Genomic DNA, 24,629 nt, shown 5'->3' on the forward strand with positions numbered 1-24,629 from the left:
CGCGGTCGCCGCGGTCGCTGGGGTGTCGGGGATCGGTTCCTCCTAGTGGTCGGTGTCAGCGGTGTCGGCCCGCACTGGTCACGGCTGTCGGTGGCGGAGGCGCCACGGCGATCGCGACACTCGCGGGCGGGCTGGTGGTCGGCGGGTGGGCGACGGCGCGGACCAGTTCGATCAGTAGCGGGCCGTCGCCGAGCCAGACGGCCATGGCGTTGCCGGCTGCCGTGGCACTCGTGTCCTCGCCGGTTGTGGCTGCGGCGAGGCTGGCCTCGACGCGGCTCAGGAGGGCCGTTTGGCCGGCGGTGAGGGGTGGGTGTTCGGCGCGGCGCAGGATGTCGATGAAGGCTGATGCGTGCGTCTGGAACCGGTCGAGTGCGGCGTCCAGGCCGGTACCGGTGCCGGTGCCGGGCTCGAGGTTTTGGACCCAGTGCAGGTCTTCGTCGACTTCTTCCAGCCGTGACAGGAGCACAGCGCGTTCGTACTGGGGCAGGAGCCGGACGCCGATGCTGGCAGCGAGGCCGGGTGCGGTCGTGGCATTGACGCAACCAGGGGCCGGCGCTGTGGCGTTGAGGTGGTCGGGGCTCGGGAGGAGGGCCCCAGCCAGATACTGGCCGTCCCATGGGCGTTGGACCAGCAGCAGCTCGGTACCGGCGCCGTCGCGGAGTATCGCGGCACAGGGCACGCGGTAGTCCTGCATCGTGGACAGCAGGGGTCCGGCGTCCCACAGCCAGGATGCGAAGTCGTCCTGTTCCGATTTCTGAGGGAATCGCTCGATGGTGGCCTCCCAGCTGCCGGGCAGGCGGGCGGCAACGGCGGATGCGATGTCCCCGAGGAACGGGTGCGGGCTGGTGACGACCGCGATGTGGAGGTCCGCAGCGGCCTGTTGGAGGCTGTTCAGCGAGGCTCGTGCCGTGCCGGGCTCGCTCAGTGAGAGGCGGTGCAGGCCGTCGTTGCCCTGGGCGAAGCCCGACAGGGCCAGGGCGGTTTCGGCCCACTGGTAGCCGTCTCCGCCGGCCAGGCCGACGATCGTGTCCTGCCCGCTGAGGTGGAGCGTGACGGTGGTGGAAGAAGTCAGGGCACAGTCTCCGTGAGCGGGGCGGTCAGTGGCGGGGGCGGCGGGCCGCGGTGAATGGCGGTGGCTGGGCGGTCATCGCCGTCCTGGTGAGGCGGCTGGTCGTCGTCGGCACTGCATCGGAGGGAGGCGTGCGCAGCGACGGGTCGAGGTCGACGCGGTAGCGCGCGGCGGACAGCATCTCGGCGGCCCAGGTCGCGTGCTCGTTCTCCCACACCTCGCCCATGTCGAACGGCAGGCGGATCCAGTGCCCTCGCAGGGACGGCTCGAAGAGGAAGCCCGCACGTCGCAGGACGTCTGCGGCGAAGGAGTCGAAGGCGCCGTCGACCTCGACCTCGCCGCCCCGGCCCCGGGTGATGCGGATCGGGTCGCTGTCAGCTCTCACCGGCTCCGCCCCGTCCCCGACGCCGTCAGGTGGACGGTCGGTGCGTAGGCGGGCTTCGGCGGGATCGGCCGCGCGACTGGCCGTGAGGTGGTGAGTGCCGGACCGCGCTGCGGTGAACGGGCGGCGGCGGCCTGCGCGAGGCGGCTGCGGCGCTCCATCAGCCCATTCGGCAGGGACGGGCGCGGCGGGCTGGGCGCCTCTGCGGGGTCGAGGGCGACGTCGGCGTGCACGGTGTAGCCCTTTTGGCGCAGGTCGTGGACGGCCTGGCGGGTGCGGCGCGGACCGTCGCGCTCGGGCTCGGTGAGCCGGAAGAGCCCCGGTTGGTCGGGGACGGGCTCGAACTGCTCCCGCACGAGGAACCAGTGGGCGAGATGCGCGGGCATGGAGGAGGTGAAGGCGGCGACGAAGCCGTGCTGCTCGTGGGTGCCGAAGGCGAAGTGGGTGCCAGGATCCAAAGGGAGGTGTCTCCTTACGGTTGTGGTGCCGCAGGTCAGCGGCGGGGGGCTGGGCGGCCCGGCGGGAGAGCGCGGGGCGGCGCCGAGACGCCCAGGGCGGGGCGCTGGTGCGGTGTCGCCGCCCGGGCCTGGCGCAGGAACGGTTCGCCGTGGGCGAGCCAGGTTTCGACGGCCGGCCACGTCCGCGTGTTGCGCTCCGGGCGGCTGAGCGGAGTGCCGCAGGCCAGCCCCTCGCGCACGGTCTCGGCGTCACCGAGGGCTCCGGCCAGCCGAGCGAGAGCACCGGTGTCCTCGGGCCACGGGGTCGCGGCGGGACGGCACCGGTCGAGCAGCGCGGGAGCGTGATCCAGGACGGTGCGGAACTCGCGCCAGATGCTGTCCAGGAACTGCTCGGTCGCGGCGCCGAGCGCGTCGATGCCGAGCGGACTGGCGTCGCTGTACCGGCCGGAGGCCACCATCCCGGTCCAAACATCGTGCTCGGTGCGGATGCGGTCGAGCGCGTCGGCCACGGCCGCGGTCCGGCGGGCATGGACGGCCCGGTCGTACGCGGGCAGGAACCACTCGGTGATCGCCTTCGCCGCCTGGCCGGGGAAGGGCGGCAGGACGATGCTCGTCGGGGCGTGGGGGTCGCCGTAGCCCTCTTCGAGGGACTCAGGAGCGAAGGCACCGAGCAAGTAGTCGAGTTGGTGGCCGGGGCGTTCGACGAGCAGCAGGGTCGTGCCTGACGTGTTGGTGAGGGTGGCGGCGTACGGGATGCGTGCGCTCTGCACGGCGCGGCCGAGTTCGTCGCTGTCCCACAGCCAGGGCACGAGGTCCTCCTGCCACACGGGGTGGGAGTAGATCTCGACCTGTGTTTCCCACTGCCCGGGCAGCAGGCGGGCGATGTCGCGAGCGGCGTCGCCGATGAAGCGCCGGCTACTGGTGGACACGCTCGTGCGGTGCCGCTCGGCGCAGCGGATCAGTTCGGCCACCGTGGCGCGGGAGGCATCCGGGTCTTCGGCCGCAAGGGCGTAGACGCCGGCGGCGCCACGGCGGAAGCCGGACTCCTCCAACGCGGTGTGTGCCCAGGGGTATTGCTCGCCAGCGGCGATGGCGACGATGCCAGCATCTCGGCTGTAGGCGAGGATGATCTGCGCCTTAGCCACGGGCGCGGGCCTCGTGTAGGGAGCGCGACTTCATGAGCACTGGCTCCTGCGGAATCACCGGATTCCGCGCCTGGTGGGCAGCGCGCGTGCTCGGTGATCATGAGCAGAATCGCCCGCCAGGCTCTGAGCGGTAGTCACTGCGGGTAGCGGGCTCCGCTTCTTGGGCGGCAAGCAGGATGTGTTTTCCACGTTCTCCTCTGGAAGCTGGGGGGAGGGGGTGAGCTTCAATGGTCTCGACGATCGCCGGTTACCCAAACCGGTGATTGTCGGCTATGTTGCGGCGGCCGGCTCGGCCCAGGGCGTCAGGCGCGATCAGACCGGCCGCTCGTGGTCGAGGCGCTGTAGCAGTAGCTGCGCTTCGTCCAGCAGGGCCTGGCCGCGTGCCGTCGGGGCGACCGGCCGTTTGCGGTGGTTGAAGATCGCGAAGCCCGCGGCCGTCTCCAGCTTCTTCAGACGCCCGTTGAGGGAGGTTCGGGGGATGCCGAGCGTGAGGGCCGCCGCGCGGCGCGTGCGATACCCGGGAAGCAGCAGGGCAGTCCGTAGTTCTTCCAGTGCGCCCACGCGCGTGCTGATCCGTTCCATGTCCGGCGACAGCGGCACACCGAGGTCGGCGAAGGGACTCGGCTGCCACGCCGGAGGCGCACTGTGGCCAGCCGCATGGCGGGGGATGCCCCACGCGTCGAGGAGCTGTGAGACGTTCGTGTCGGGGGCGGCCAGTTCGCGGGCGATGTCGGCCACCGTTCTGCCCTTGTCGTGGTACTCGGTGCGCAGCCACGTCGGATCGACCGATCGTTTCAGTTCGCCCGGTGCGCGGCGGGGCCGCAGCGGGATGTTTGCTTGCTTCAGCGCGGTCCTGACGATCGAGGTGGTGCATCCGGCGAGTTCGGCGATCTGCAGCTGCTGCAGGCCCTGCCGCTGGTAGAGGTCGCGCAGCTGGTCGGGTACCAAGTAGCCCTGGCGCGGTGGGCGGGGGTAGTTGCCCTTGTTGTGCGGGCGGGTCTGCGCGCTCAGGCGGCGGTTCTCCATCAGCAGGCGCAGTTGGTGCACCGTGAGACCGAGGGTCTGGGCGACGTCACGGGCGGTGGAGTTGGGGGTCAGCAGGGCGCGGACGCGCTCGGTGGGGGTGCCGACGGGCGGTTGGGGCAGAGCGATGTTGTCGAGCCAGTGTGCTGGCGGCTCCCACGTCGCCGGCTCGTCGGTGATGTGGTGGGCGGCGAGGTTGCGGTGCGCCTGCTCGTCGAGGAAGGCGAGGATCTCCGGGTGCGTCCGGTAGGCGAAGCGGTGTGTCCAGGCGGGTGCGTGGTTGCCGAGCTGCGGGTCGGCCCCGAGCAGTAGCCGCCGCAGCTGCCAGCGCAGCCGGTAGAGGTGGACTTGTTGGAACTGCCGGGTGCCCAGGCTCTTGCAGATGCGCCAGTGGGCGTTCTCGTCGAGGAGCAACGGACTCGTCTCGTCGGCGAATAGGGCTCGGCGGCGTGCGTAGTCGATCGGCACCTCGTGCGTGTCGAGCACGCGCGCGTAGGTGGGACAGCGTGCTGCAGATGTGATCGATGTCGACGAAGGCCAGCAGGGCCTCCAGGTTGCTGCGGAAGTGCGGATTGCCCATGATCCGGGCGGCCTGGCGGTGTCCGGCCGGGCCGCCGGGAATGAGCATGAGGCTTGCGCAGGCGCGTCGGAGGCCGGCGATCCTCGGTTGGTGCGGGCTCTTGGGCGGCAGCAGCCGCAGCGTCCAGGACGGCCAGAGCATGCCGGGCGTCTTGGACGCCCGCACGGTGATGTCGGTCTCGCTCAGGTAGGGCTCGGCGGGCTCGGCGGTCGCTGTGCCGTAGCGCAGCCGGGCCTTGAGCGTGAGCTGGCTGTCGGAGGCGGCGAGGATGCGCTTGATCACGCGGGGGCCTGCGGACTTCCAGTTGGGCAAGTACCGCGTGGGGTGTTCGCGCAGCTCACCCACTTCGCGGTCCGGCGCGAGGCAGATCCACGCGAACACGTCCTCGCGCAGCGGATGCTCGGGGTCGGTGGCGATGGCGGCCAGGGTGGTCCCGATGGCAACGTTGCGCGCGTCGTGGATCTCCATCGCCGCGGCGCCGGCGAGAAGCTCGCCGCCGCAGGCCGTGATGATGTCGCGTGCGATGGGTGGCACGACTTCGGGCCGGGTGCCGATGTTGCGTAGCGCTCGTCGTCCCAGGTGTGACAGTTCGCCGGCCCGTTCGCGCGCGGCAGCACTGCGATGCTCCGCGATGACGTGCGCGTTGACGCTGGCCTGCGACAGCAGGACCGCACCGCCTTCGGCGAGAGAGACGGCGGGGGCTTCGGTCAGGGGGTAGCCGCAGCGGGTGCCGCGGCCGTCGCGCTCGGTCAGGGAACGGCAGGCTTGTGGCCGGGACAGCATGCGGTGGTTGCCGCCGCTGAGTACGGGCGGGTGCTTGCCGCAGCGTGGGCACCGTTCGAGGAGCAGGAGCCGGTGGCGGGTGCAGGCGAAGGTCCAGCCCAGGCGCCAGTGCAGCTGCCACCGGCCCCCGTTATCGGCCAGGCAGGCGGGGCAGTAGCGCGAGGTGGTGCCGTAGAACCGCCAGTTGGCGGGCGCTGTCAGCCGGCGGGTCTGCCCGGTGATCCGCACGAGGGAACCGTCGAACGCCTCCAGTGTCATTGCCCTCAGCTGCTCGGCCCCGACGCCGGTGCGCCGCTCCAGCAGCTCCAGCTCGCCCTCGGTCAGGCGGCGGACCATCCTGCGCACGGACGTGTGCGGCAATCCCAGGTAGTCGGCGAAGTCAACGGTATGCGTTCGCAGGCGGTGCGCGTAGCGCTCGCACCAGCTGTCCAGGGCCTCCCCCGGGGAGGGCAGTACCCCGATGGGGATGCGCTCGTCGGTCCAGCCCGTCATGCCGACTTCCTCCGGCGTCGTGGATCCTGGTTGGGCCGCGTGGTCTTGAGACCGGCCTTGATCTCGGCCTCCAGTTCCTTGCGGGCCTCCTCGGCCGCGGCGTCGTTCTTCACCTGGTTCATCAGCTCCTCGTCCAGGCGCTCGTGGCCACCTCGGATCGCGCGCAGGCAGCCGCGGTTGATTAGCGACATGAGCGACGCGAAGTGCCCGGTGGAGCGGGCGAAGAGGTAGTCCGAGAGGTCCTCGGCGAGCATGCCGGGGTACTTCTCGGCCAGGACGAGCTTCTGCTCGATCGTCTTGAGCAGTTGGTGCCACTGCAGGCGGCCCTCCTCGTCATCGACCTGGAAGGGCAGCAACGTCAGCGCCGTGGTACGGCGCCCGAACTGCGCGAGCGGGCTCTCCCTCGGTGAGAAGCCCTCATGGAGGATGCCGCGCTCCTGGACGCCGACGCCCACGTAGATCAGGGTGACGGGGAAGACGTTGGAGAGGTACTTGAGCTGGTTGGCCATGCGGACCGAGTTCGACGTCGAGCCGGCCAGGAAGTGGATGTCGTCGATGATCACGGCGACCGTCTTCATCGACAAGACCGCGTCCACGGCCCGCTCGGCCAGCGTGTCTGCGTCTCCCTTGACGGGCAGGCCGTAGAACCGGCAGATCGCCGCGTTCAGGCCGCGGATCTGCGTGTTGCCGCTGAGCGCGATGTAGATGACCGGCACCCGGCGGGCGCCGCCCGGCGTGGTCTCTCCGCGCAGGTTGACCTGCCGCCTGAACAGGTCGCAGCCGTACGCGCGCACCGCCGTGCTCTTGCCCAGCCCCGGGTGGGCGTCCACCAGGGCGACCGGTTTGGTCTTGTTGCCGTCCTGCCGGTTCGACTCGATGATCTCGCGCAAGTCCTCGTGGAGTGCAAGCAGTTGAGGGGTGTCGATGGGACCGATGTTGGCGTGCCAGACCTCCCGGTTGTCGTTGTGTACCGAGAGCGCCCGCGGCGAAAGGTCGGCGAGCTGGGACCGGCTCAGGTGCTCGGGCCGGATCCGGTCGGGTCCGTGGACCTCCTGCAGCCATCCGGGCAGCCGGGTCGGGCTGTACTGGCGGTCGTCGCCTTCGAACGGCTCGGCGTCGGCGGCACCGCCTGCCGTGCTCAACGGCTCTCCCAGATGTCGGCGTAGTAGTCGTCCTCGTCGATCGCGGCGCCGTTCTCCTCGCCCGGGAAGACGGCTTCCAGCTCATCGTCCTCGTCATCGTCCCCGCCCGGCACCTCGGCCACCCCTTGGATGACCCGCAGGTCCGGGTCCTCCGTCTCGCTCCGATCGGCCCCCGGCCCGCCGGCGGCTGCCACTTTCCGCAGGGACGGGAGGGAGGCGACGACGTCGGTGTCGCCGGGCGCTTCGTCGTCTCCGACCATGCGCAGTCGCTCCTGGGACAGCCGCACCGCCATGCGTCGCTCGGTGCGATCTCGCGTCAGCCCCGCACCCCAGCGCTCCAGCAGTTCGACCAGTGCGCGCTTGGTGTCCGGGAACCGGTCCTTCTGCCTCGCGAGCCGACGGGCATACCCCAGCGCCTCACGGCTCACCGGCATACCCAGAGCAGCGGCATGCTCCCAGTTCAGGACGTGCCAGCCCCGTGTCTGCGGGTCCTGGAAGTACGCCTTGGTGACGTCGCCGGAGTCGATGGCGATCGGCCACTTCCCCGCGTCCACGCCCCGGTAGGGGCTGGGCTGGTTGCGGTGGCCATCCAGCCCGTCCCCGTTGTAGCGCAGGCCGTCAATGTCCACGCCGTAGTGGTGGACCGGGACGCGGAACTCTTCGAGGAAGTCCAGGGCGAGGTGCGGCCGGAGAGGAATCCGCAGTGGGCCGGCGCGGGTGACGCCGTGCTCGAACATCTCCAGCGGGCTCAGCTTCAGTCCCGGCACCTCCGGGATGCACAGCCCGCGGTGGCGGCGCCGGTGATACACCGTGGTGATCCAATCCCGGATGACCGCTTCGAGCTCGTCGAGGAAGAAGAACGCCTCGTCCTCGACCTTCTCGCCGCGGCTGTGCACGTCGGAGCCCTTGTAGCCGGGCAGCGCGGCCAACAGGCCCTGGTTCAGGGTCCGAAACCATCGCTCGACCGGCTTGTCGGTCGGGGTCTTGGGACGGGCGGGCTGCAGCGAGATCCGCAGCTTCGCGCAGACGCTCTTGATGTGGTTCGACAGATAGACCTCTTGCCGTGGTCGAAGATGATCGTTTCCGTGGCCACCGTCGGCAGAAGCGGCTGACCATCCCGGTCCACGACCTTCTCCGCGTCGACCACCACGGTGGACGGCACCCCGGCATACGGCAGAGTCTCCCCGTCGTCCGTGCGGGCCTGGCGCGGACGCACGGTCTCGTACAACACCCCGGCGACGTCGACGGACTTCGTCGAGACCGGCGTCAGCCGCAGGCCCACGATGCACCGGCTGTAGAGGTCCATGGCGACCGTGAGCTCGCACCGGACCCACCGGCAGGTCAGTGGCTCCATCGCGAAGACGTCCAGACTGTTGGTGTCCAGGACCACGTACTCGCCGGGCCGGGTGGCGCGCAGGCGGCCGTACGTGCCCTGCGGGGCGTCCGCGATCGACCGCTTGCCCTTGGTGCTGCCCTCGAACGCGTTGGTCCCCTTGGCCAGTTGCCGCAGCAGTTCGTAGCCCATCGTGCTCGCCGGCAGCGGCACCGCACCCTTCCCGTGCTCCTTGACCAGCCGCTCCTCGATCTCGGTGAGGACCAGCCCGCGCACCGGACGGCTCGCCTTGACGTGCGCCTTCAAGACTTCCTCGGCCATCTCCACCCAGCGGGGGTCCGCCCTCTCCACCACGCTGCGTACGGGGCGGTCGATCACAAGCCCGGCCGGGCCGGCCTTCTTGAAGGCCGCGGTCCACCGGCGGATCGTGGTGAGCCCGACGCCGAGCTCGGCGGCCTTGACGGCGTAGCGGTGCAGCAGCGGCGTTCCCGGCGTGAAGTCCGCACGCGGCTCGCCGTCCAGCGCCAAGGCCGGGTCGCCGAGTCGGTATCCGGTCAGGACCTCCTGGAGGTGCTGGACCTTGACGGTCAGCTCGTCGTCCTCCTCACGTGCCAGGCCGCTCAGCAGGGCAGCGGAAGCCGTCGTCTCTGCCGGGGCCGGCGCCAGGATCTCGGTCGTGGGATGGGTGAGCAATACGGAGATGTCGACCTGCCGCAGCTTCGGCGGACCGGCCACCGCGGACTGGCGCAGGAGAATACGCCGTCCTTCGATCTCCGCGACGGTGAACTGCTCACCGTCGAAGGCGATCGGCAGCCCCGTCCGCAGCGTCGTCGTCCACTGATTCATCCGTGCCTCCGCAGTACGCATTCGCCTGACAGCGGCTGGGCCAAGAGGTCGGTGGTCAGCCGCCCCGACCACAGCAGGGCCATCAGCGCCGGACGGGCTTCTTCGGGCTCGCGGTCTCCGGCCAGGCGTCGCTCGGCGAGCGCCAACTCCTCGCCGTCGACGACCTCCTGCCAAGCACGTTCGACGTCGTCGACGGGTACGACACCGGGGTGGCGATAGGCGGCCAGGAACCGGACGTTCTCCAGCAGGGCCGGCTCGGCGCCCGACCAAATCTCGTACTCCCAGCCATGGCGCTCGATGAGATGCCTCGGCCAGGCCAGCGCCTGCGCGACCTTGGGGTCCTTGAGGCGCGAGGCCGGCTTGACGTTGACGACGCGCACCGTCCCGGACCCCCTCACCAGAAGGAAGTCCGGAACGTGGCTGCGGACCTTGCCGTCGATCCGCGCCACCATGCGCAAGGGCTGGGCGTAGATGCCGCACACCGACGGGTCGAAGTCAGCGAGCAGCAGGCGGGCCAACTCCAGCCGGCTCTCGTAGACGACCTGGCCGCCCGTCGTCGCCGAGGCGTAGTCGCCCGAGTAGTGCGCCATGCCGTGCACCGAACGAACCCGGCGCCACGGGTCCGACTCGTCGAAGTCCCTCAAACGCAGCAGGTTGAAGGGGACTTCGCGAGTCGACCCGTCGGTGTACCGAATCGACGCCGTAGGGGTGTTGCGCTTGCTACGGCTCTTTCTCGGGTGCTGTGCGGCCATACTGAAACGGTGCGAAAAAAGCGCGCCGCCCAAACCGGAGGATCGTTAACAGTCGACAACTGACCGCTACTGAGCGTTACCGTTGTCCATGATCATGCGGAAGTGTCCATACGGTGTCCATGGTCACGCGGAAATGTCCACGGCAACACCAGTGCGTTAGGGCTGTGACCTGCGGTGCAACCCGTCCGGGGAGGGGCGTCGGGACCGAGAAGCGAGTCCGTTCTCCATGTACGTGATCTCTGCGTGGACGGTGTAGTGCCGGGCGCTCTGGGGGTGTTTACCGGCGTTGGGGCCGTACTTGCTGGTCGGGTTCTTTAAACTGCGTGCCTTGACGCGGCGACGTCGGCGGGCGGGCCAGAGGCCGGCGGCGCCGATCGCGCCGACCAGGTCGACGTTCCCGGTGGTGAGGCCGTGTCCGGTGACCACGGGGTCGGCGGCGGTCTGGAGCAGGACAGCGAAGCTGAGGCGGTCCATGTCCAGGTCGGGCCGGTGGGCGACGGCGTCCGAGGCGGCTCGGATGAGGGCCTGGTAGGTGGTGAGCATGGCCCAGACCTCCTGATCGATGCCGTCGATGCTGTGGGAGCGCAGGACCCGGCCGTCCAGCAGGCTTGCCTTGATCGAGAAATAGGTGGTCTCCACCTGCCACCTTTCGTGGTAAAGATCCACCAACTCGGCGGCGGGGTAACGCTGATGGTCCAACAGGCTGGTGATCAGGCGCCACTGCTCACGACGCACGGTGCCGTCGTCCAGGGTGACGGTGATCCATGCCTCCACCACCCGCACCGACAGGGACGAGTAGCCCCGGCCGGCCTGGTAGGGGCCGCTCAGCCGGGAGAGGTAGGAACCGTCGGGCAGCCGGCGCACGACGGTGGGGCAGCGCGAAGCACCGGAGCGCACCAGGAACTGCGCTCCGGTATCCCGCACCCTTTCCAGCAGGTCGCGGGCGTCGAAGCCGGCATCGGCCAGCAGCAGCGCCGTGTCGTCCAGGACGTGCAACAGCCGAGCGGCATAGGTGGTCTCGCCATCGCTCTCGGGGCCGAAGGCCGCGGCGAGCAGGGCCCGGGTGCCGCACTCGACGATCACCAGCAGCCGCAGCAGCGGGTAGCCGAACTCCATCTTCTCCCCGGCCCGCTTGGGATAGCGCCAGAGAACCTGCTCGTCTTCGGGGACGTGCAGTCTGGTGCCGTCGATCGCGAGGGTCCGCAGGCCCCGGTAGTACACACCGGGCCGGGCCTTCTGTCCGACCGGCCCGGCCAATATCTCGAACAACACCTTCAACGGGCGGGCCCCCAGACGGCGCCGGGCCCGCGAGAGCGAGGAGACGGCCGGACGCGTGATGCCCGCGGCGGGCAGGTGCACGGTCAACTTGCCCCACACCGCCCGGTAGGAGCACTGCTCGAACAGCGCCAGCGCGAGGACGAAGTAGACCACCACCCGGGCTGGCAGCAGGCGTATCCGCTTCTCCCGCGCTCCGGTCTCGACGAGGACGGCGTCCACGAGGTCGACGTCCACGATCTGGGTCAGCTCACCGAGATGCCCCGGCGCATAGATCCCCGACGCCGTACCCATGGACGGCGTGATGGCAGACTGATCCTGCAACGGGACTCCCGACGATCTTCGAGCTTGGTCGCAAGACGATCTATCAGGAGTCGGTAGTCCGTTAGATCTTGTTTTGTGGGGGTAGGTGTTGGCTGCTGGGGGAAGGGGGCGGCGATGTCGAGGCTGGTGTCGTGTCCGCCGGCGCCGGGGCCGTTGGAGGGCTTCGCGGCGGAGTTCGATGGTCTGTTCACGCACCTCGCGCAGCGGCGGAAGTTTCGGGAGTATCTGGCGGGGCTGCTGGCGCCGCGGGAGCGGAGCAAGACGCTGACGTGTCTGGCCGGGGCGGAGCCGGTTGTCGGCAGCAAGGACGCGGCGGTGCAGCGGCTGCAGTACTTCCTGTCGGAGTCGTGCTGGGAGCCGGATGCGGTCAACGGGCGGCGCCTGGAACTGCTGTTGGCCAATCCGGCGCTGGCGCCGCACGCCGGCGGGGTGCTGGTCATCGATGACAGCGGGGACCGCAAGGACGGCACCGCCACCGCGTTCACCGGCCCGCAGTACCTCGGCCGCATCGGCAAGACCGACAACGGGATCGTCACCGTGACCGCGGTGTGGGCCGACGAGCGGGTCTACTACCCGGTGCACGCCGAGCCGTACTGTCCCGCCCGGCGGCTGCCGCAGGGCACGCGGGACCCGGCGTTTCACACCAAGTGGTGGATCGCCGCCGACCTGGCCGTGCGTGCCGCCGAGGACGGCTTCGGCTTCCGGGCGGTGACCGGTGACTGCGCCTACGGCGACACCGACAACTTCCGCGCCGCGCTGCGCGAGGCCGATCTGCCGTTCGTGCTGGCCGTCCGCCCCAGGCGCGGGACCTGGGCCCGCGAGAGTGACGCGCACACCCCCGTCGAGGCGGCCCGGCGCCTGGCCTGGGGCGGCCCCGCCGCGCCGGGCGGGTGGACACCGGTGACCCGGTGCTTCCGCGATGGTTCCACCCGTGTGTGGTGGGCCGCCGACGCGGTGCTGGGCGGCTGGGGCCCCGACAGTCCCACCCGGCTGGTCGTGGCCACCGCCGACCCGGGCACCCTGCCCCAGAAGGCGACCTGGTATCTGGTCACCAACCTGCCCCGCCCCGGCGGCCCCCGCGATCCGGCCCGCGGCGCCGGCCAGGAACACCGCGCCGCGAGCCTGCCCGAACTGGTCCGCATCTACGGGCTGCGGCACTGGATCGAGCAGTCCTACAAGCAGGTCAAGGACGAACTCGGGTGGGCCGACTTCCAGGTCCGCTCCGCGCTCGCGATCCGCCGCCACCAGGCCCTGGTCCACTGCGCCTTCACCTTCTGCTGGGAGCAGTGGTTCACCCCGCCCGGGCCCTCGGATGCCACCGCACCGGAGACCGGCCCCGTCCGCCGGCCAGAGAGGGGGACCAGCCACGTCCCACCAGCCCCAACCTCCCTGCTGGCTCAGGGCCCTGCGCGCGGTCCGCTCCTGGCTCACCCCCGCCCTCACGCTGCGGCGCTGGTGGAACACCTGGTCCACCAAGCCCCCACCTCCTGAACTGCAGCACCTCATCGACACCGTCACCGCAGGCCAGGGCATCTATCTCTACACCCCACCTTGATCCGACGGACTACCGGTATCAGTGCACACAGGTAACGCGCACCCAGCGCACAATGCATGACGCGCATCAGGGGCTGGTCCCCGCGGCCGGGCTCGGGGTAGAGAAGGAAGGCCCGCACGGAACCGGGCGGTCGGGGATTCACGTGCGGGCCGCGCTCATGGGGTCGGGGTCGTCAGACTCCCGTCAGGGTGTACGTACTCGTGCCGTCCTGCCTGCCGCTGGAGTACTGGCGGATCAACTCTCCGTCCGCGTACCGGTCGTGGCCCATCATGGAGCCGGTGTACTTGTTCTGCAGACCGATCTTCGAGCTGCCGGGTACGTCGCGGTAGATGTAGAACCGCTGGAGGTCGTCCTCCCCGCAGGTGGCCGTCGTCAGGTAGGCCTGTTCCTGGTTGGCTATGTTCGCCGGGATGGTGGCGCATCCGCCGTTGCCCCAGTTCCACAGGGTCGCCTCGAGGACTCCGTTGTTCTCCGTGACGTTGCACAGGCGCCAGTTGTCCAGGTGGGCGCTGGTGAAGTTGGATTTGCGCAGGCGGATGCCGTCGTTGGCCAGGAGCGGTGCGCTCCAGTTCAGGGGCTTGCCGGGGACGTCGATCTTGTAGGCGCCGGGTTGGCAGTTCAGGGCGGCCCGGGTGGCGGGCTTGGCGGGCTGGGTGGCCTTCGTGCTCTGGGCGGCTGTGGCGGCGTTGTTGGCGTCGTGCTTGGCCTGGTCAGCCTTGGGCGAGGAGACGGGCCCGGCCGGGTGTTTCGCGGTGGCGGCGGGGGAGCCGCAGTCGAGGAGGTCCTGTGCCTTGCGCATGATGCTGGTGGCGGGGACGGTGTCCTCGCAGCGGACCGCGCCTTCTTCGAGAGTGGTGTAGGTGGTGTAGCTGCCGCTCTCGGGCCCATCGACCCACTTGGTGGCGTAGGTACCGTTGCCGGTGTCGACGCGGTTGCAGTTCAGGCTGCCGTACTGGCCTGTGACCTTGCGGGTCCCCTCGTACAGGGCGTAGTAGCCGGGTCGGCGGAAGTCCCAGGAGATCGACTTGGACTCGCTGCTGGTGGTGCTGGAGGCTATCTGCACGTTCAGGCCCAGGCTCCCGCCCACCTGGCCGAGCAGTTCGACCTGGAAGCTGCCCTGGATGTTGGCGGAGAGGCCGACCTGGACCGTGACCACGGTCTGTGTACTGGTCTCGATCGTCTGGGAGCCTGTTGACCCCTCGGTGACGTACCAGCCCTTGAAATGCGTGATCGTCGGAACGACCTGCGTGGACTTGATGTACGGGTAGCGCTTGCCGAGGTCAGCTGGCGTACAGGAATCTCCGAGCTTGGGCTGGCCGGCCGCCAGAGCGGCCGGCTTGGCCGCGGCCGGAACCGCTGGAGCGGCCGTCGCCGTCGTGGCGGCGAGCGCGGAGGCAGCGACCGCGGTGAGGACTGTCAGTCCTCTTCTCCAGAGGCCGGGTGATCGTGAATGACGCATCGTGCTCATCCCCCTTGGACCGGTCTCCGCGTGGGGCACGCGGGAGTCCCGGCCGGTGGTGTGGTCGGTGTGACGGTGAGTGGTTATTGATCAGGGTGAACTTAGCGTCGGCAGCGGTGGGGTGACGATGACGGAATCAGCCAGTTCCGGGTGCAACTCATGGCCCTTTATGGACTGTTCGGCGGCCTTGACTTGCCCAGTTTCATCAGAATTTCATGGGCGTAGAGATAATTCGCCAACACCATTGTGCCAATGGGCTGTTTGGTCGTGAATCTGCTGCCGTCAACCCCGACGACGGGCGACTTCCCTTGCAGTCCCTCGTCGTGTGCCGGTGCGTCCGACCGCCGCCGAACAGTCACGGTATTCGGCCAACTTCCGTAGTCCGAAACCGTGTTCCTTCAGTGGGTCACGGCGGCCTGGGTATTTGCGCGCTTGCCCGAACAGCTCTATGAACGACGGAAGCAGACCCTCACCAGCACGGTGAAGGGAATCCATCGGAGGCGGTGCGCCTGCACTCTGGGAGTTTCGTCGGAGCCAGAGGCAGGCATTTCGATCGAGGAGACCATGTCAGGGTAAATCGGCCGGCCCTCGCCGCGCGATATCACCGATGCCGCATCCCTCCCCGGACAAAGTCGCCTGCCCCAGGAGGGGCAGACCCGTCCATGGCCCATCTGTTCGGCGCAGAGGAATCACCTTGTGACCGGCGATCAGATGCGCTTGCAGGGCCGACTGTGGGTGCGAGCACCAGAGTCGGCCAGCGTTTGAGTAAACCATCGCGTAGCGGCACGGTACGACAATCCCGCCTGCCGCCATGCCGAACGACCCGTAGCTGATGGCCCGCTGCGCCCAACGTCGGCCGGCAACGTCCGCATGAGCCCCGAGGGCTTCCAGTACGCACTTCGAGACCGTACCCACCGGAAAACGCGGAGAAGAGGATGAACATGTCCATACCAGGTTCACGTCGCCACCGCGGCAGGCGAAACCGAAAGCCGAACAGGCTGCGCCGCGCCCTGTCACGGGCGACGGTGGCCGCGACGGCCGTCGCTGTCGCGTTCAGTGGCGGCACAGCGACGGCCGCCCCCGCGCCCACACATCCCGCCGACCGCGCAAGCACCGTCACGGAAGGCCCGACGAACCACACCATCACGTCCAAGATGACCACAGTGCGGGTGACGGAACTGGTCACCAGAACCCCGGACCGCGCGGGCAACGTCACCGTGCGGCTGGTCAACGGGAAGACCATTCCCATCCCCGCGGCCAACAAGGACCTTGTGATGCGCCGCACCGCCCAGCAGGCCAAGGCCCTCCCCAAGGACACCGGCGACATCACATGCGGCATCGCCTGGATCAAGCTCAAGGAGAAGTCAAACAAGCACCCGGTCGCCATTGAGACCGGGTTTCTTCTGGACAAAGTGGAAGCTATCGACTTCACCTGGTTCGCCACCATCAAGGGGCCGGACTACTCCTACGAGTACACCACTCGCGGCACCCCCGTTTACGGCGACAGCTGGGAAGGCGACTATCAGAGCGATAAGGATCAGGCCGAGGGAACCTACACGGCCATGGTCGACCGATCCAACATCGTGCTGACGAACGGCGCAGTCTGCACCAATGTGGGGACAGCAAAGGACACGCGGCGCCTCACTAAGCCGAAGGCCGCATGCCTGAAAATGATGCAGGCCAATTCCCGCGACGGGTGGATCCTCAACAGCACCCAACCGGTCAAGCACCGCAACAAGACCGACCCGAGCAGCCCGGCCGGGACCCGGGCAGCCGGGGCGCAGGCCTGCCTGCGGAAGAATCTCGGCGACGGCAGCCCGGCTTCGCATCCTAAGGAAGACATCACCGGCTGGCGCGACGCAGAGCAGTTCGTCGCCACGCACTCGCCCGGAACCTCGATCTCCCGGTGTCACCTGATCGCCAACATCCTCGGCGGGAAAGGGCAGATAGAGGACGGCGGTCAGAACAACCTCGTCCCCTGCTGGCAGGTGGGGATGAACACCGGAACACCCAGCATGCGGACCTACGAGAAAGCGGTGAAGGACGCAGTTGAGGCGGCCACCATGGGGCCGGATGATGCGGTCTACTACCAGGTGACACCCCTCTACAAGGACAGCGACAGCACGATCCCCACGGGTGTCACCATGAGCGCCGCGGTTCAGCGGGCGGACGGAACGCAGAGTCTGCTGCCCATCACCGGCGTTACCAACACCAAGGGGACCACCGGGCAGCTCAACCTCGGAAACTGATGCCAACCAGCTAGTGCCTACGGGAGCCAGTATGAGTCGCACCACCCCGCCGCGGCCGTTCGACGTCACCGCGCTCTTCCCTCAACTGGCCCCGCTGGCACGCACGGCGACCCGGCTGCACCCCCGCCCCGGATCGCCGTCGGTGCACGACAGCTCCGTCGGCGGGCCACTGCTGTGGCCCGCCGACAAGCCGTGGCCGCACTGCGAAGGGCCGCACGAGGGGCACGGTGCGGGCACAGGCCCCTCGCCGCAGGACGTGCGGCTGCTGCGCCGTCACCGGGCGGCACTGGAAGCGCGGCGGCACCGCGATCCCCAAGGCCCCTGGGCCACGCCTGAAGAACTGGCGACCGACAGCCGCCTCCAGGCCGCCCGCCCGTGGCCCCAGGGTCCAATCGCCATGCTGCCCGTGGCACAGCTGTACGCGCGTGACGTTCCTCAACTCCGCACGCTCGGGCCGTCCGAGGCCGATCTCCTCCAGGTCCTCTGGTGTCCCTTCGACCACCCGGCGAACCCCAGGCCCCTACTGCTCTGGCGGACCGCCTCCGAGGTCACCGATATCCTCGGCGCCCCTCCCGAGCCCTCCGCCATCCAGTTCTCCGACTACCTGCCCGAACCCTGCCTGTTCGCACCGGAGCAGGTCACCGAATACCCGAACTTCCTGGAGCTGAGCAAGGAGCTGCAGGAGCAGCTTCGCGACCAGAACAGGTGGCAGGCGGCCGGATCAGCGGTGGACAGCTCCTACGAAGCCGCCCCGGAGGAGTTCTACCAGAACCACCTCTCGGTCTCCCCCGGCTGGAAGGTCGGGGGCTGGAGCAACTGGGGCCTCACCGACCCCCTGCCCCGGCGCTGCCCCGAGTGCGACACTGAGATGGACCCGTTGCTGACGATCGCCTCGACCGAATGGGACGGTGGCAGCGAAAACTGGGCCCCCGTCGAGAACCAGACTGGCGACCAACCACCCCTACCTCAGGGAACTCCCCCGGCGAACTTCACCAGGGTCGTCCTAGCCGGGGGCTATGGCATGCAATTTCACATCTGCCCGGCATCCCCAGACCACCCGCACATTGAACTGATTCAGTGAGCCTCTTTCATTCTGAATATCCGCAGTTCAGCAGTGTGTGGACGAGATCAGGGAGTGTCAGCGGCGGGCGGTGGCGAGGAAACCCAGGAGGTGCGCGCAGGCGCGGGCCAGTTCGCGCAGTGCGGGCACGTGCCCGGCCGGTACGTGGGCGGGACCGGTGGCCAGTGTGTGGCGGGCATGGTCGTAGGACGCCTTGTGCCGGTCCCGTTTCAGGCTGGCGTGATCCATTGCGTTGAGCAGCGGATGAGCCTCGAACAACAAGAGGGCGAGGTGCCCGTGCAGCAGACGTGCAGCAGCAGACCCTGAACGCCGGCCGTTCAGATCGGCGTGTTCGCCGCTTACGCCACCAGCCGCGGTCACGCGCTGGTCGACCGCGAGCTCTACCTGCCCAAAGAGCTCGTAACACGATCACGAGTGGGTCTTCTTGAGGCGTCGCCAGCAGATGAGGCTGCAGGCCAATGAGACGAAGGCGTCATGGAGTTCGGGTCTGCGTTCCCAGCGGACGGCCAGGCGTTTGAAGTGGTGGAGCAGGGCGAAGGTCTGTTCCACGACGTAGCGGATTTTGCCCATGCCCTGGATGTTCGGGGCTCCCTTGCGGGAGATGACGGGCAGGATCTTGCGCTTGCGGAGTGCGTCCCGGTTCGGGTTCGAGTCGTAGCCCTTGTCACCCAGCAGGGCTTCGGGGCGTCGTCGCGGCCGGCCGGGTCGACCGGCGACGGGCGGGATGCCATCGACGAGGGCGAGGGTCTGGGTGACGTCGTTGACGTTCGCTGCGGTGGTGATGACCTTGAGCGGGGTGCCGCGGCCGTCACAGATCAGGTGGTGCTTGCTGCCCGCCTTCCGCCGGTCGACCGGCGACGGACCGGTTTTGGCACCCCCGTTTTCGCGCGGATGTGGGAGCCGTCCACGCACGCACGTGACCAGTCGAGTTCGCCGGCCGCGTGCAGTTCTGCCAGCAGAATCCGGTGCAGCTGGTCGAAGACTCCTGCCTTCTGCCAGCGGTCCAGACGCCGCCAGCAGGTCTGCCCGGAGCCGAACCCCAGCTCCGGTGGCAGGAGTTGCCAGGCGATGTCGTTGTAGAGGACGTACAGGATGCCCTGCAGACACCGCCGGTCCGCCACCGGACGCGGCCCCGGCCCCTTCATCGGCCAGGACGGCAACAACGGCTCGATCAGCGCCCACAAGTCGTCGTCCACGATCCACGGTCGAGTACCCACACCACGCGAACGACCGAAAAATCATACCGGTCACGCTCTGCCAGGGCACTTCAACAAGATCGTGTTACGAGCTCATACGGAAACGGTGCGAAAAACGCGCCGCCCAAAACTGGAGGATCGTTAACAGTTAACAACTGACCGCCACCGAGCGTTACCGTTGTCCATGATCACGCGGAAGTGTCCAAACGGTGCTCATGATCACGCGGAAATGTCCACGGAATCGCGGAACCTAGACGAGGATCTAGGGACCGCATCTTCGTGAGTACTGGCTCCTGCGGCGATGGCGTTTTCCGCATGGGATGAGCACTACTGGCGGGGGCGGATCATGAGCAGAACGTCCCAGCGGGCTGCCTTCGGTGGTCGCTCTGCGTGATTCGTGCCGTCTTCGTCCTGCCGCCAGTAGGGCAGCCAAATGGCGCGGGTGGTTCGTTGTGAACGAGTTCTCCATCGGTGTTGTTAGGGCCGGGGGTGCACCAAGGATCGGGGCGGATCCCCGGTCTCGATAGCGCGAGTGTCTCCAGTACTGCCCGCCGGGGCATCGAGGTCAATACCTCATGGATTGCGAGGCGAGAACGGCTGCCAGGTCTGGGGCGCCGAAGAACTTGCTGTTTGCCTCGGCGAACACAGTTAGGGGTACTGCGTAGGAGCTGTAGGCGCGTCCTGCGACCGGATTGAGGCTGGCCAAGCCGAACATATCTCGGTGCTTTTCGAGGATCGCGAGGGCTTCTTTCGCGAATGTGCGGGGATCTGGTTGATGTTTGCCGAGTCGCGCCTTTGCTGCCTTGACGGATCCGTTGACCTCTGGCCAGATTTGCCACAATGGCAGCCAACCAGGCTGCAGCAGGTCGTCGATGATGTCGGCGGCTCGTCGGCGCCGCTCCAACCATCTACGCGGTGTGGGATTCTCAAGCAGGTTGACCGCTTGGCAGATTTGGGTCTCGGAGCATTCCTTGTCAAGAATTACTTCCGCATCGAACCAGGCGCATGCGGCGAGCGCAAAAAGCGTCCTACCATTTTCAGAAAGAGACGTATGTACGATGCGACGGACTTCTGGACATCGGTCGAATAAGAATTCCATGATACTCAGCCCTGTTTCGGTGGGGCTGTTCAGGTCGAAATCTACAAATGCTGCAGTCCAGTCGGAATTGATTCCCGCCTCCACCTCATGCTTGCAAGTGTAGATGTCGCACGGGAGCTCGAGGACTGCTGCCAGTCCTCGAGCGAGCGTGGTGCGATGATCGTCGACGATCAATACGCGGGTCAAGATCCCTCCTGGGGAAGTTCCTCTCGTACGGCTGTACGCCAGGTGGCTGTTACTACCTTGCCGTCTGATGTCGAATCCCATGCCAGCGATCCATGTCGGTTGGCGAGGTGTCGTGCAACTCTCTCCAGACCCCCGGCGGGCCTTTGCCATGATCCAGGTTGAAAGGGCGGCCCGTCGTCGTGGATATCCGCGATGTAGAGATCGCCTTCAAGTCGCAGTTGGATGCTGATTTCGGCGGCGCCGTACTTTGCCGCGTTGAGCGCGAGTTCATGCAACACGAACCTAGCGGTCTCCTTGTCTTGATCGGCGAAGGGCTTCTGCGGTGGATCGAAGACGATGGGCACCGCATACTGCCCGCTTACCTGGTCGAGCTGCCCCAGAAGCAGGCCGGGCCAGTCGGAACGGCTGGTGGGATCCCGATCCATGTAGAGGGTCTCCCGCATGGCGCCGTCCACCTGAATTAGCGCGTACCAAAGCTCTGGATCCTGCTCTTTGTGTCGTTCGAGCTGCCTCCTGAGGGCTGTCATCTGGCCGCCGACCGTGGTGTGGGCTGCATCGGTGATGTCCCTGCGCCCTTCTTGACGTTGTGCCGCGCTATAGGGAGCGACCCAAGTCAGAAGCCGGTCAGTCTCCCTGATACGCCACTGAACAAGCAGGACTGCGCCGCAGACAAGGGCGACAACTCCTCGCTGCCCCGAGTCCCAGGAAGCTGGCATCACCTCCGCAGCCATGATGGCGGCCGCTCCTGCTGCGACTGCACTCCTGAGCCGCAACGCCAGTCCGGGCAGGCGGGCATCAGGGTTGAACCACGTCGTGTCCACGAAGATCGCCGAGGTAACGCTTGCCAGGTATCCAGCGGCACCCACCAGTGCCAAGAGGCGCGGATACCAAAGGTCACCCATCGCCCAAGCGGGCAGCAGCGGAAGGAGAAGCGCGCTAGCCGTCTCGATAATGCCGGAGGCGTTGGCGCTGAAGTCGCCCTTCGTGCCTTTCCCCGAGCGCAATGCCACGCGGGCGAGCCACTCGCCGGGCGGATCCTCCCGCCCCTCGTACAAGCCGTTGGCCAGGGACATGTACACGCCCAGGAAGGCGAGGCCCAGGATAATCCATCCCCACCAGGCGGAGGTCGTCAGAGCGTAAGCCACCACCAATGCCACTGCGGCACAGGAACGGGTTACTGCCGCACGGATCGTGTAGTCGGATTGCCGCGCTGAGGTGATCCAGTACGCGGCCGGGGACTGAGGGGACTTAGTCATGCCAACACCCTTGCTCCTCCGCCCCGCGGTGACGCGCACTTTTGTGCAAGTGTCGTACCGGCAAGGTGCTGTTCTTATCTGCAAGGACCGCACTCAGCGGACCCGACCGGAGGAGAACACATGCGATCGAGCAAGGAACAGCGGCCCGCCGAGTACGGCCGCAGGGTCTGGCGATGGATCTCGGCAACGCTGCTGGCGCTGGCCATGGCCCTGGGCGGGATCTCCGTCGCTGCGCCTGCGCAGGCGGCTGGGGGTGTGTACCACGGAATTAACGTGAACGCCGCCTGTGCCCAGACCTGGAATGATCCCTACCAGGCGGCATATGTGGTGAACCTGTGGAGTCCGTACTCCTGGGTGTGCGCGCACCAGAGGGTCGGCTACCCCTACGAGTTCTGGTACGAGGGCGGTGTCGACTTCCAGGCGTGGTGCAGTCGCCACTACCCGGGAAGTGCGGCGGTCATCGCGGGCTCGTGGTACAGCAAGTACCCGGCCTTCCAGTGGAGTTGCCGCGCGGACCACGAAATCAGCTACCGATAGGGCAGACGCGGCCTTACTTCTGGGTGGGTGCGCCACCGCCGCTGCGGTGGCGCACCCACCCGCTGATGTGGTGCGGCGGCAGGTAAGTTCCGCCGACCTCTCGTAGACGACCTGACCGCCCGTCGTCGCCGAGGCATACTCGCCCGAGTAGTGCGCCATGCCGTGTACGGAACGGACCCGCCGCCACGGGTCCGACTCGTCGAAGTCCCTCAAGCGCAGCAAGTTGAAGGGGACTTCGCGAGTCGACCCGCCGGTATACCGAATCGACGCCGTAGGAGTGTTGTGCTTGCTGCGGCTCTCTCTCGGGCGCTGTGCGGCCATACCGGAACGGTACGAAGTAAGCGCGCCGCCCGAACCGGAAGATCGTTAACAGCCGGCAATTGACAACTACTGAACGTTACCGTTGTCCATGATCACGCGGTAATGTCCAAACGGTGCTCATGATCACGCGGAAATGCTCGCGAAACCGCGGAACCTACACCTCGCGCGTGCGCAGGGCGGAGCGCAGGCTGAGTCCGTAGCCGTGCGCGTGCTCGCGGGCCGCTGCCTCCAGCTGGTCGTACGACGTCTGCTGCGTCATCTGCCCCGGGTGCTTGCGGTACCTGTACACCGGCAGGCCCAGCAGGATCCCAGGGGCTAGAACCGCAACGCCGACGGCCGCCATGTAGTCCTCCCCCTGGACGAGTCCGCCCATCGGGGCGGCGCGCACGAGCTCGGTGCGGGCGAGGATCGTGGTCGGCCCGATCGGGATCGTGTCCTGCGGCCGTGCCCAGTAGTCCATGACGTGCCCGGCCTCGTGCCGACCGGGCGGCGTCGGGCAGCGCCACAGACGGGTCGAGCCGTCGGGGTGCAGATCCTCACTCCACCCTGCGCACCAGCCCACCCCGGTCGATTCCAGGACGGTCAGCCGTGCCGCCATGGCGTCATCGGTGAACTCGTCATCGTCGTCCGCCCAGTTCACGTACGGGGTGCGGACCTGGGTGAGAGCGAGGTTGCGGGCGCAGGCGGCGCCGACCGGGCGGGGCAGCGCGAGGGTGCGGATGCGCGGGTCGGCCGCGAGAGGGGCGGGCAGGCGCGCGGGGGCGGCGCCATCGAGGGCGATTACAGCCTCCCACGGCACGGACTGCCGTGTGAGGCTGGCGTGCATGGCGGTCAGGTAGTCGAGGCGGTCCTCGCGCAGGCGGGTGGCGATAACGACCGTGGTCAGGGGCGTGGGCAGGGAAATCTCCGAAAAGCGCGGATGAGGAGGGTCAGCGGCGGACGGCCGTGGGGGGATTGACCGCAGCTGTGACGGGAGCGGTCCGGGGCGAACGTGCGGCGGATGAGGCGGTGGCGAACGGGGCCTTCGCGGGGGCGGGCCAGTGAGCCGGGTGGTTGCTGAATCCGGAGCGGGGGTCGGTGTCCCAGGCGACGACAGGACCGGCATCGGCGTGGAGCACGCTGATCACTTCGATCCCGTGGGGGCGCAGAACGTAGCCCCACTGCAGGTCCTGGTCGGCGGCGGTCTTCTCGGTGACCGTCATGCGGCCCGGCGGGGAGCCGTCGGGGGTGACCAGGTGGTCCAGGGTGCTGCTGGGCCACTGCTCTCCGCCGGTCAGGGCGGTGACGATCTCGGGCGGGGCACCGTCGAGTAGGTCGCTGCCCAGCTCGTCCCACCCAACGGCGACGCCGTCCACAAGATGCCTCGCCATGACCTCGATGTCTTGCCCGAACCGGTGCTGGTAGGCGGCCAGGAGCATGGGCAGCTTCTCGCTCGGCTGGCCGTCGAGATGGACGTGTATGCCGGTGTAGCCGGTCTCGGTGGGGCGGGCGATGAAGGAACGGGTCGACAGGAGGAGCCTCCAAAAGGGCGGGAGGTTACCGGCCGGGTGTCGGGCCGGAGGGAGGGGCGGGCTGCGCCGGGGGAAGGCTGGACGACGCCTGTGTCTGGCCTGACGGTGGGAGCTTCGGTGGTGGCGCGGGGTCGTACACGGCGCGCAGGGTCATCAGGTCGGCCTGATCCGCGATGGCCAGCACGGACAGACTGCGGCTGGCCGCTTCCATCAGCAGCCTGGGCGGTGACCCCTTCGCTGCGCCGCGGATCTGACCGCGCCACTGGGCGGCGGCGAAGAAGTAGTCACTCACGGCACGCAGGACGGGTTCGGCGGCGTCCAGAAGGCGCTGGGTGACGGCGCTGAACTCGGCAGGCGTCTCGGCCGCGGCGAGTGCGGCGAGATACGGGGCCAGGTCCCCGCTCGGCAGGGGCTCGGCCGGCAGCGGATGCTCGGCCAGGAAGGGCTCGGCGTCCCGCTTCGCCCACCGGAGCAGGTCACCGCGGGTGGCGATGCCGTAGTGGGCGGCGGCGATCTGGTCGGCATCGCGGCCGACGTTGTCGTACAGCTCGAAGTCGGGGTTCTGGGGCACGGGT

The 24,629-nt window shown here is 68.2% G+C and carries 23 protein-coding genes and 1 pseudogene; 5 read left to right on the forward strand and 19 right to left on the reverse strand.

Going from position 1 to position 24,629, the window contains the following annotated elements; genetic code table 11:
* Window positions 1–55: 55 nt before the first annotated feature.
* The 5 genes from J7I98_RS25625 to J7I98_RS41310 all read right to left on the reverse strand — a co-directional run bounded on the left by J7I98_RS25625 (window position 56) and on the right by J7I98_RS41310 (window position 4,563).
* Complete coding sequence (locus J7I98_RS25625; RefSeq protein WP_214926276.1) at window positions 56–694, reverse strand: hypothetical protein; 639 nt, start codon at window positions 692–694, stop codon at window positions 56–58.
* 403 nt (window positions 695–1,097) lie between these two features.
* Window positions 1,098–1,454: a hypothetical protein gene (locus tag J7I98_RS25630; protein WP_214926278.1), complete on the reverse strand. Its 357-nt coding sequence runs from the start codon at window positions 1,452–1,454 to the stop codon at window positions 1,098–1,100.
* Entirely contained in the window at window positions 1,451–1,909 is a 459-nt protein-coding gene (locus tag J7I98_RS25635) for a hypothetical protein (protein WP_214926280.1), read from the reverse strand. Before J7I98_RS25635 ends, J7I98_RS25630 begins: the two co-directional genes overlap by 4 nt.
* 35 nt (window positions 1,910–1,944) lie before the next feature.
* A complete protein-coding gene (locus tag J7I98_RS25640) occupies window positions 1,945–3,054 on the reverse strand; it encodes a hypothetical protein (protein ID WP_214926283.1) in 1,110 nt (369 codons plus the stop codon).
* A 312-nt stretch (window positions 3,055–3,366) separates the two neighbouring features.
* Window positions 3,367–4,563 (reverse strand): hypothetical protein, encoded by a 1,197-nt coding sequence (locus tag J7I98_RS41310; protein ID WP_251021171.1) that lies wholly within the window; start codon window positions 4,561–4,563, stop codon window positions 3,367–3,369.
* A 31-nt stretch (window positions 4,564–4,594) separates the two neighbouring features.
* On the opposite strand from J7I98_RS41310, the gene J7I98_RS41315 reads away from it, so the two are divergent.
* Window positions 4,595–5,221, forward strand: a complete 627-nt coding sequence (locus tag J7I98_RS41315; RefSeq protein ID WP_251021172.1) for a hypothetical protein — start codon at window positions 4,595–4,597, stop codon at window positions 5,219–5,221.
* Window positions 5,222–5,512: 291 nt separating this feature from the next.
* Here the strand turns inward: J7I98_RS41315 and J7I98_RS42960 are convergent.
* From J7I98_RS42960 to J7I98_RS25670, 6 genes and pseudogenes are all read right to left on the reverse strand, one after another.
* Window positions 5,513–5,932: pseudogene (locus J7I98_RS42960) on the reverse strand (TniQ family protein); the annotation flags it as partial.
* Window positions 5,929–7,074, reverse strand: coding sequence for an AAA family ATPase (locus J7I98_RS25655; RefSeq protein WP_214926292.1), 1,146 nt, complete (start codon window positions 7,072–7,074; stop codon window positions 5,929–5,931). The gene J7I98_RS25655 and the pseudogene J7I98_RS42960, both read right to left, overlap by 4 nt.
* On the reverse strand, window positions 7,071–8,003 hold the full coding sequence (locus J7I98_RS41320; protein ID WP_251021173.1) for a hypothetical protein: 933 nt from the start codon (window positions 8,001–8,003) through the stop codon (window positions 7,071–7,073). The genes J7I98_RS25655 and J7I98_RS41320 overlap by 4 nt, the downstream gene beginning before the upstream one ends.
* An 11-nt stretch (window positions 8,004–8,014) precedes the next feature.
* A complete protein-coding gene (locus J7I98_RS41325) occupies window positions 8,015–9,253 on the reverse strand; it encodes a hypothetical protein (RefSeq protein ID WP_251021174.1) in 1,239 nt (412 codons plus the stop codon).
* On the reverse strand, window positions 9,250–10,005 hold the full coding sequence (locus J7I98_RS25665) for a TnsA-like heteromeric transposase endonuclease subunit (RefSeq protein ID WP_214926301.1): 756 nt from the start codon (window positions 10,003–10,005) through the stop codon (window positions 9,250–9,252). The genes J7I98_RS41325 and J7I98_RS25665 overlap by 4 nt, the downstream gene beginning before the upstream one ends.
* Window positions 10,006–10,161: 156 nt before the next feature.
* On the reverse strand, window positions 10,162–11,604 hold the full coding sequence (locus tag J7I98_RS25670) for an IS4 family transposase (protein WP_214926304.1): 1,443 nt from the start codon (window positions 11,602–11,604) through the stop codon (window positions 10,162–10,164).
* Between the two features lie 114 nt (window positions 11,605–11,718).
* Between J7I98_RS25670 and J7I98_RS25675 the strand changes: the two genes are divergently transcribed.
* The gene (locus J7I98_RS25675) at window positions 11,719–13,095 is read left to right on the forward strand and encodes an IS701 family transposase (protein WP_251021175.1); all 1,377 of its coding nucleotides are present in this window, start codon (window positions 11,719–11,721) and stop codon (window positions 13,093–13,095) included.
* 236 nt (window positions 13,096–13,331) lie between these two features.
* Here J7I98_RS25675 and J7I98_RS25680 read toward each other — a convergent pair whose 3' ends face one another.
* Entirely contained in the window at window positions 13,332–14,618 is a 1,287-nt protein-coding gene (locus J7I98_RS25680) for a hypothetical protein (RefSeq protein WP_214926314.1), read from the reverse strand.
* A 935-nt stretch (window positions 14,619–15,553) separates the two neighbouring features.
* On the opposite strand from J7I98_RS25680, the gene J7I98_RS25685 reads away from it, so the two are divergent.
* Window positions 15,554–16,867, forward strand: a complete 1,314-nt coding sequence (locus tag J7I98_RS25685; protein ID WP_251021176.1) for a DNA/RNA non-specific endonuclease — start codon at window positions 15,554–15,556, stop codon at window positions 16,865–16,867.
* A gap of 31 nt (window positions 16,868–16,898) precedes the next feature.
* Window positions 16,899–17,948, forward strand: coding sequence for a hypothetical protein (locus J7I98_RS25690; RefSeq protein ID WP_214926321.1), 1,050 nt, complete (start codon window positions 16,899–16,901; stop codon window positions 17,946–17,948).
* Window positions 17,949–18,005: 57 nt separating this feature from the next.
* Here the strand turns inward: J7I98_RS25690 and J7I98_RS25695 are convergent, their stop codons facing one another.
* From J7I98_RS25695 to J7I98_RS25710, 4 genes are all read right to left on the reverse strand, one after another.
* Window positions 18,006–18,308, reverse strand: a complete 303-nt coding sequence (locus tag J7I98_RS25695; RefSeq protein ID WP_374225169.1) for a DUF6415 family natural product biosynthesis protein — start codon at window positions 18,306–18,308, stop codon at window positions 18,006–18,008.
* 48 nt (window positions 18,309–18,356) lie between these two features.
* A protein-coding gene (locus J7I98_RS25700; RefSeq protein ID WP_374225172.1) for an IS5 family transposase occupies window positions 18,357–19,147 on the reverse strand; the annotation gives its coding sequence in 2 pieces (ribosomal slippage) (window positions 18,357–18,832 and window positions 18,832–19,147; 792 coding nt in all).
* A gap of 562 nt (window positions 19,148–19,709) precedes the next feature.
* On the reverse strand, window positions 19,710–20,429 hold the full coding sequence (locus tag J7I98_RS25705) for a hypothetical protein (RefSeq protein ID WP_214926336.1): 720 nt from the start codon (window positions 20,427–20,429) through the stop codon (window positions 19,710–19,712).
* The gene (locus tag J7I98_RS25710; protein WP_214926338.1) at window positions 20,426–21,685 is read right to left on the reverse strand and encodes a hypothetical protein; all 1,260 of its coding nucleotides are present in this window, start codon (window positions 21,683–21,685) and stop codon (window positions 20,426–20,428) included. Before J7I98_RS25710 ends, J7I98_RS25705 begins: the two co-directional genes overlap by 4 nt.
* 120 nt (window positions 21,686–21,805) lie before the next feature.
* Here J7I98_RS25710 and J7I98_RS25715 point away from each other — a divergent pair, with 120 nt between their 5' ends.
* The gene (locus tag J7I98_RS25715) at window positions 21,806–22,222 is read left to right on the forward strand and encodes a hypothetical protein (protein ID WP_214926341.1); all 417 of its coding nucleotides are present in this window, start codon (window positions 21,806–21,808) and stop codon (window positions 22,220–22,222) included.
* Window positions 22,223–22,697: 475 nt separating this feature from the next.
* Here J7I98_RS25715 and J7I98_RS25720 read toward each other — a convergent pair whose 3' ends face one another.
* The 3 genes from J7I98_RS25720 to J7I98_RS41335 form a co-directional block, all read right to left on the reverse strand.
* On the reverse strand, window positions 22,698–23,429 hold the full coding sequence (locus J7I98_RS25720) for a glycosyltransferase (protein WP_214926501.1): 732 nt from the start codon (window positions 23,427–23,429) through the stop codon (window positions 22,698–22,700).
* Between the two features lie 43 nt (window positions 23,430–23,472).
* Window positions 23,473–23,961, reverse strand: a complete 489-nt coding sequence (locus J7I98_RS25725; protein ID WP_251021178.1) for a hypothetical protein — start codon at window positions 23,959–23,961, stop codon at window positions 23,473–23,475.
* A 118-nt stretch (window positions 23,962–24,079) separates the two neighbouring features.
* Entirely contained in the window at window positions 24,080–24,625 is a 546-nt protein-coding gene (locus tag J7I98_RS41335; protein ID WP_308377933.1) for a hypothetical protein, read from the reverse strand.
* Between the last annotated feature and the right edge of the window lie 4 nt (window positions 24,626–24,629).

The organism is Streptomyces sp. ISL-98 (genome assembly GCF_018614055.1).
Taxonomy (GTDB): domain Bacteria; phylum Actinomycetota; class Actinomycetes; order Streptomycetales; family Streptomycetaceae; genus Streptomyces; species Streptomyces spiramyceticus.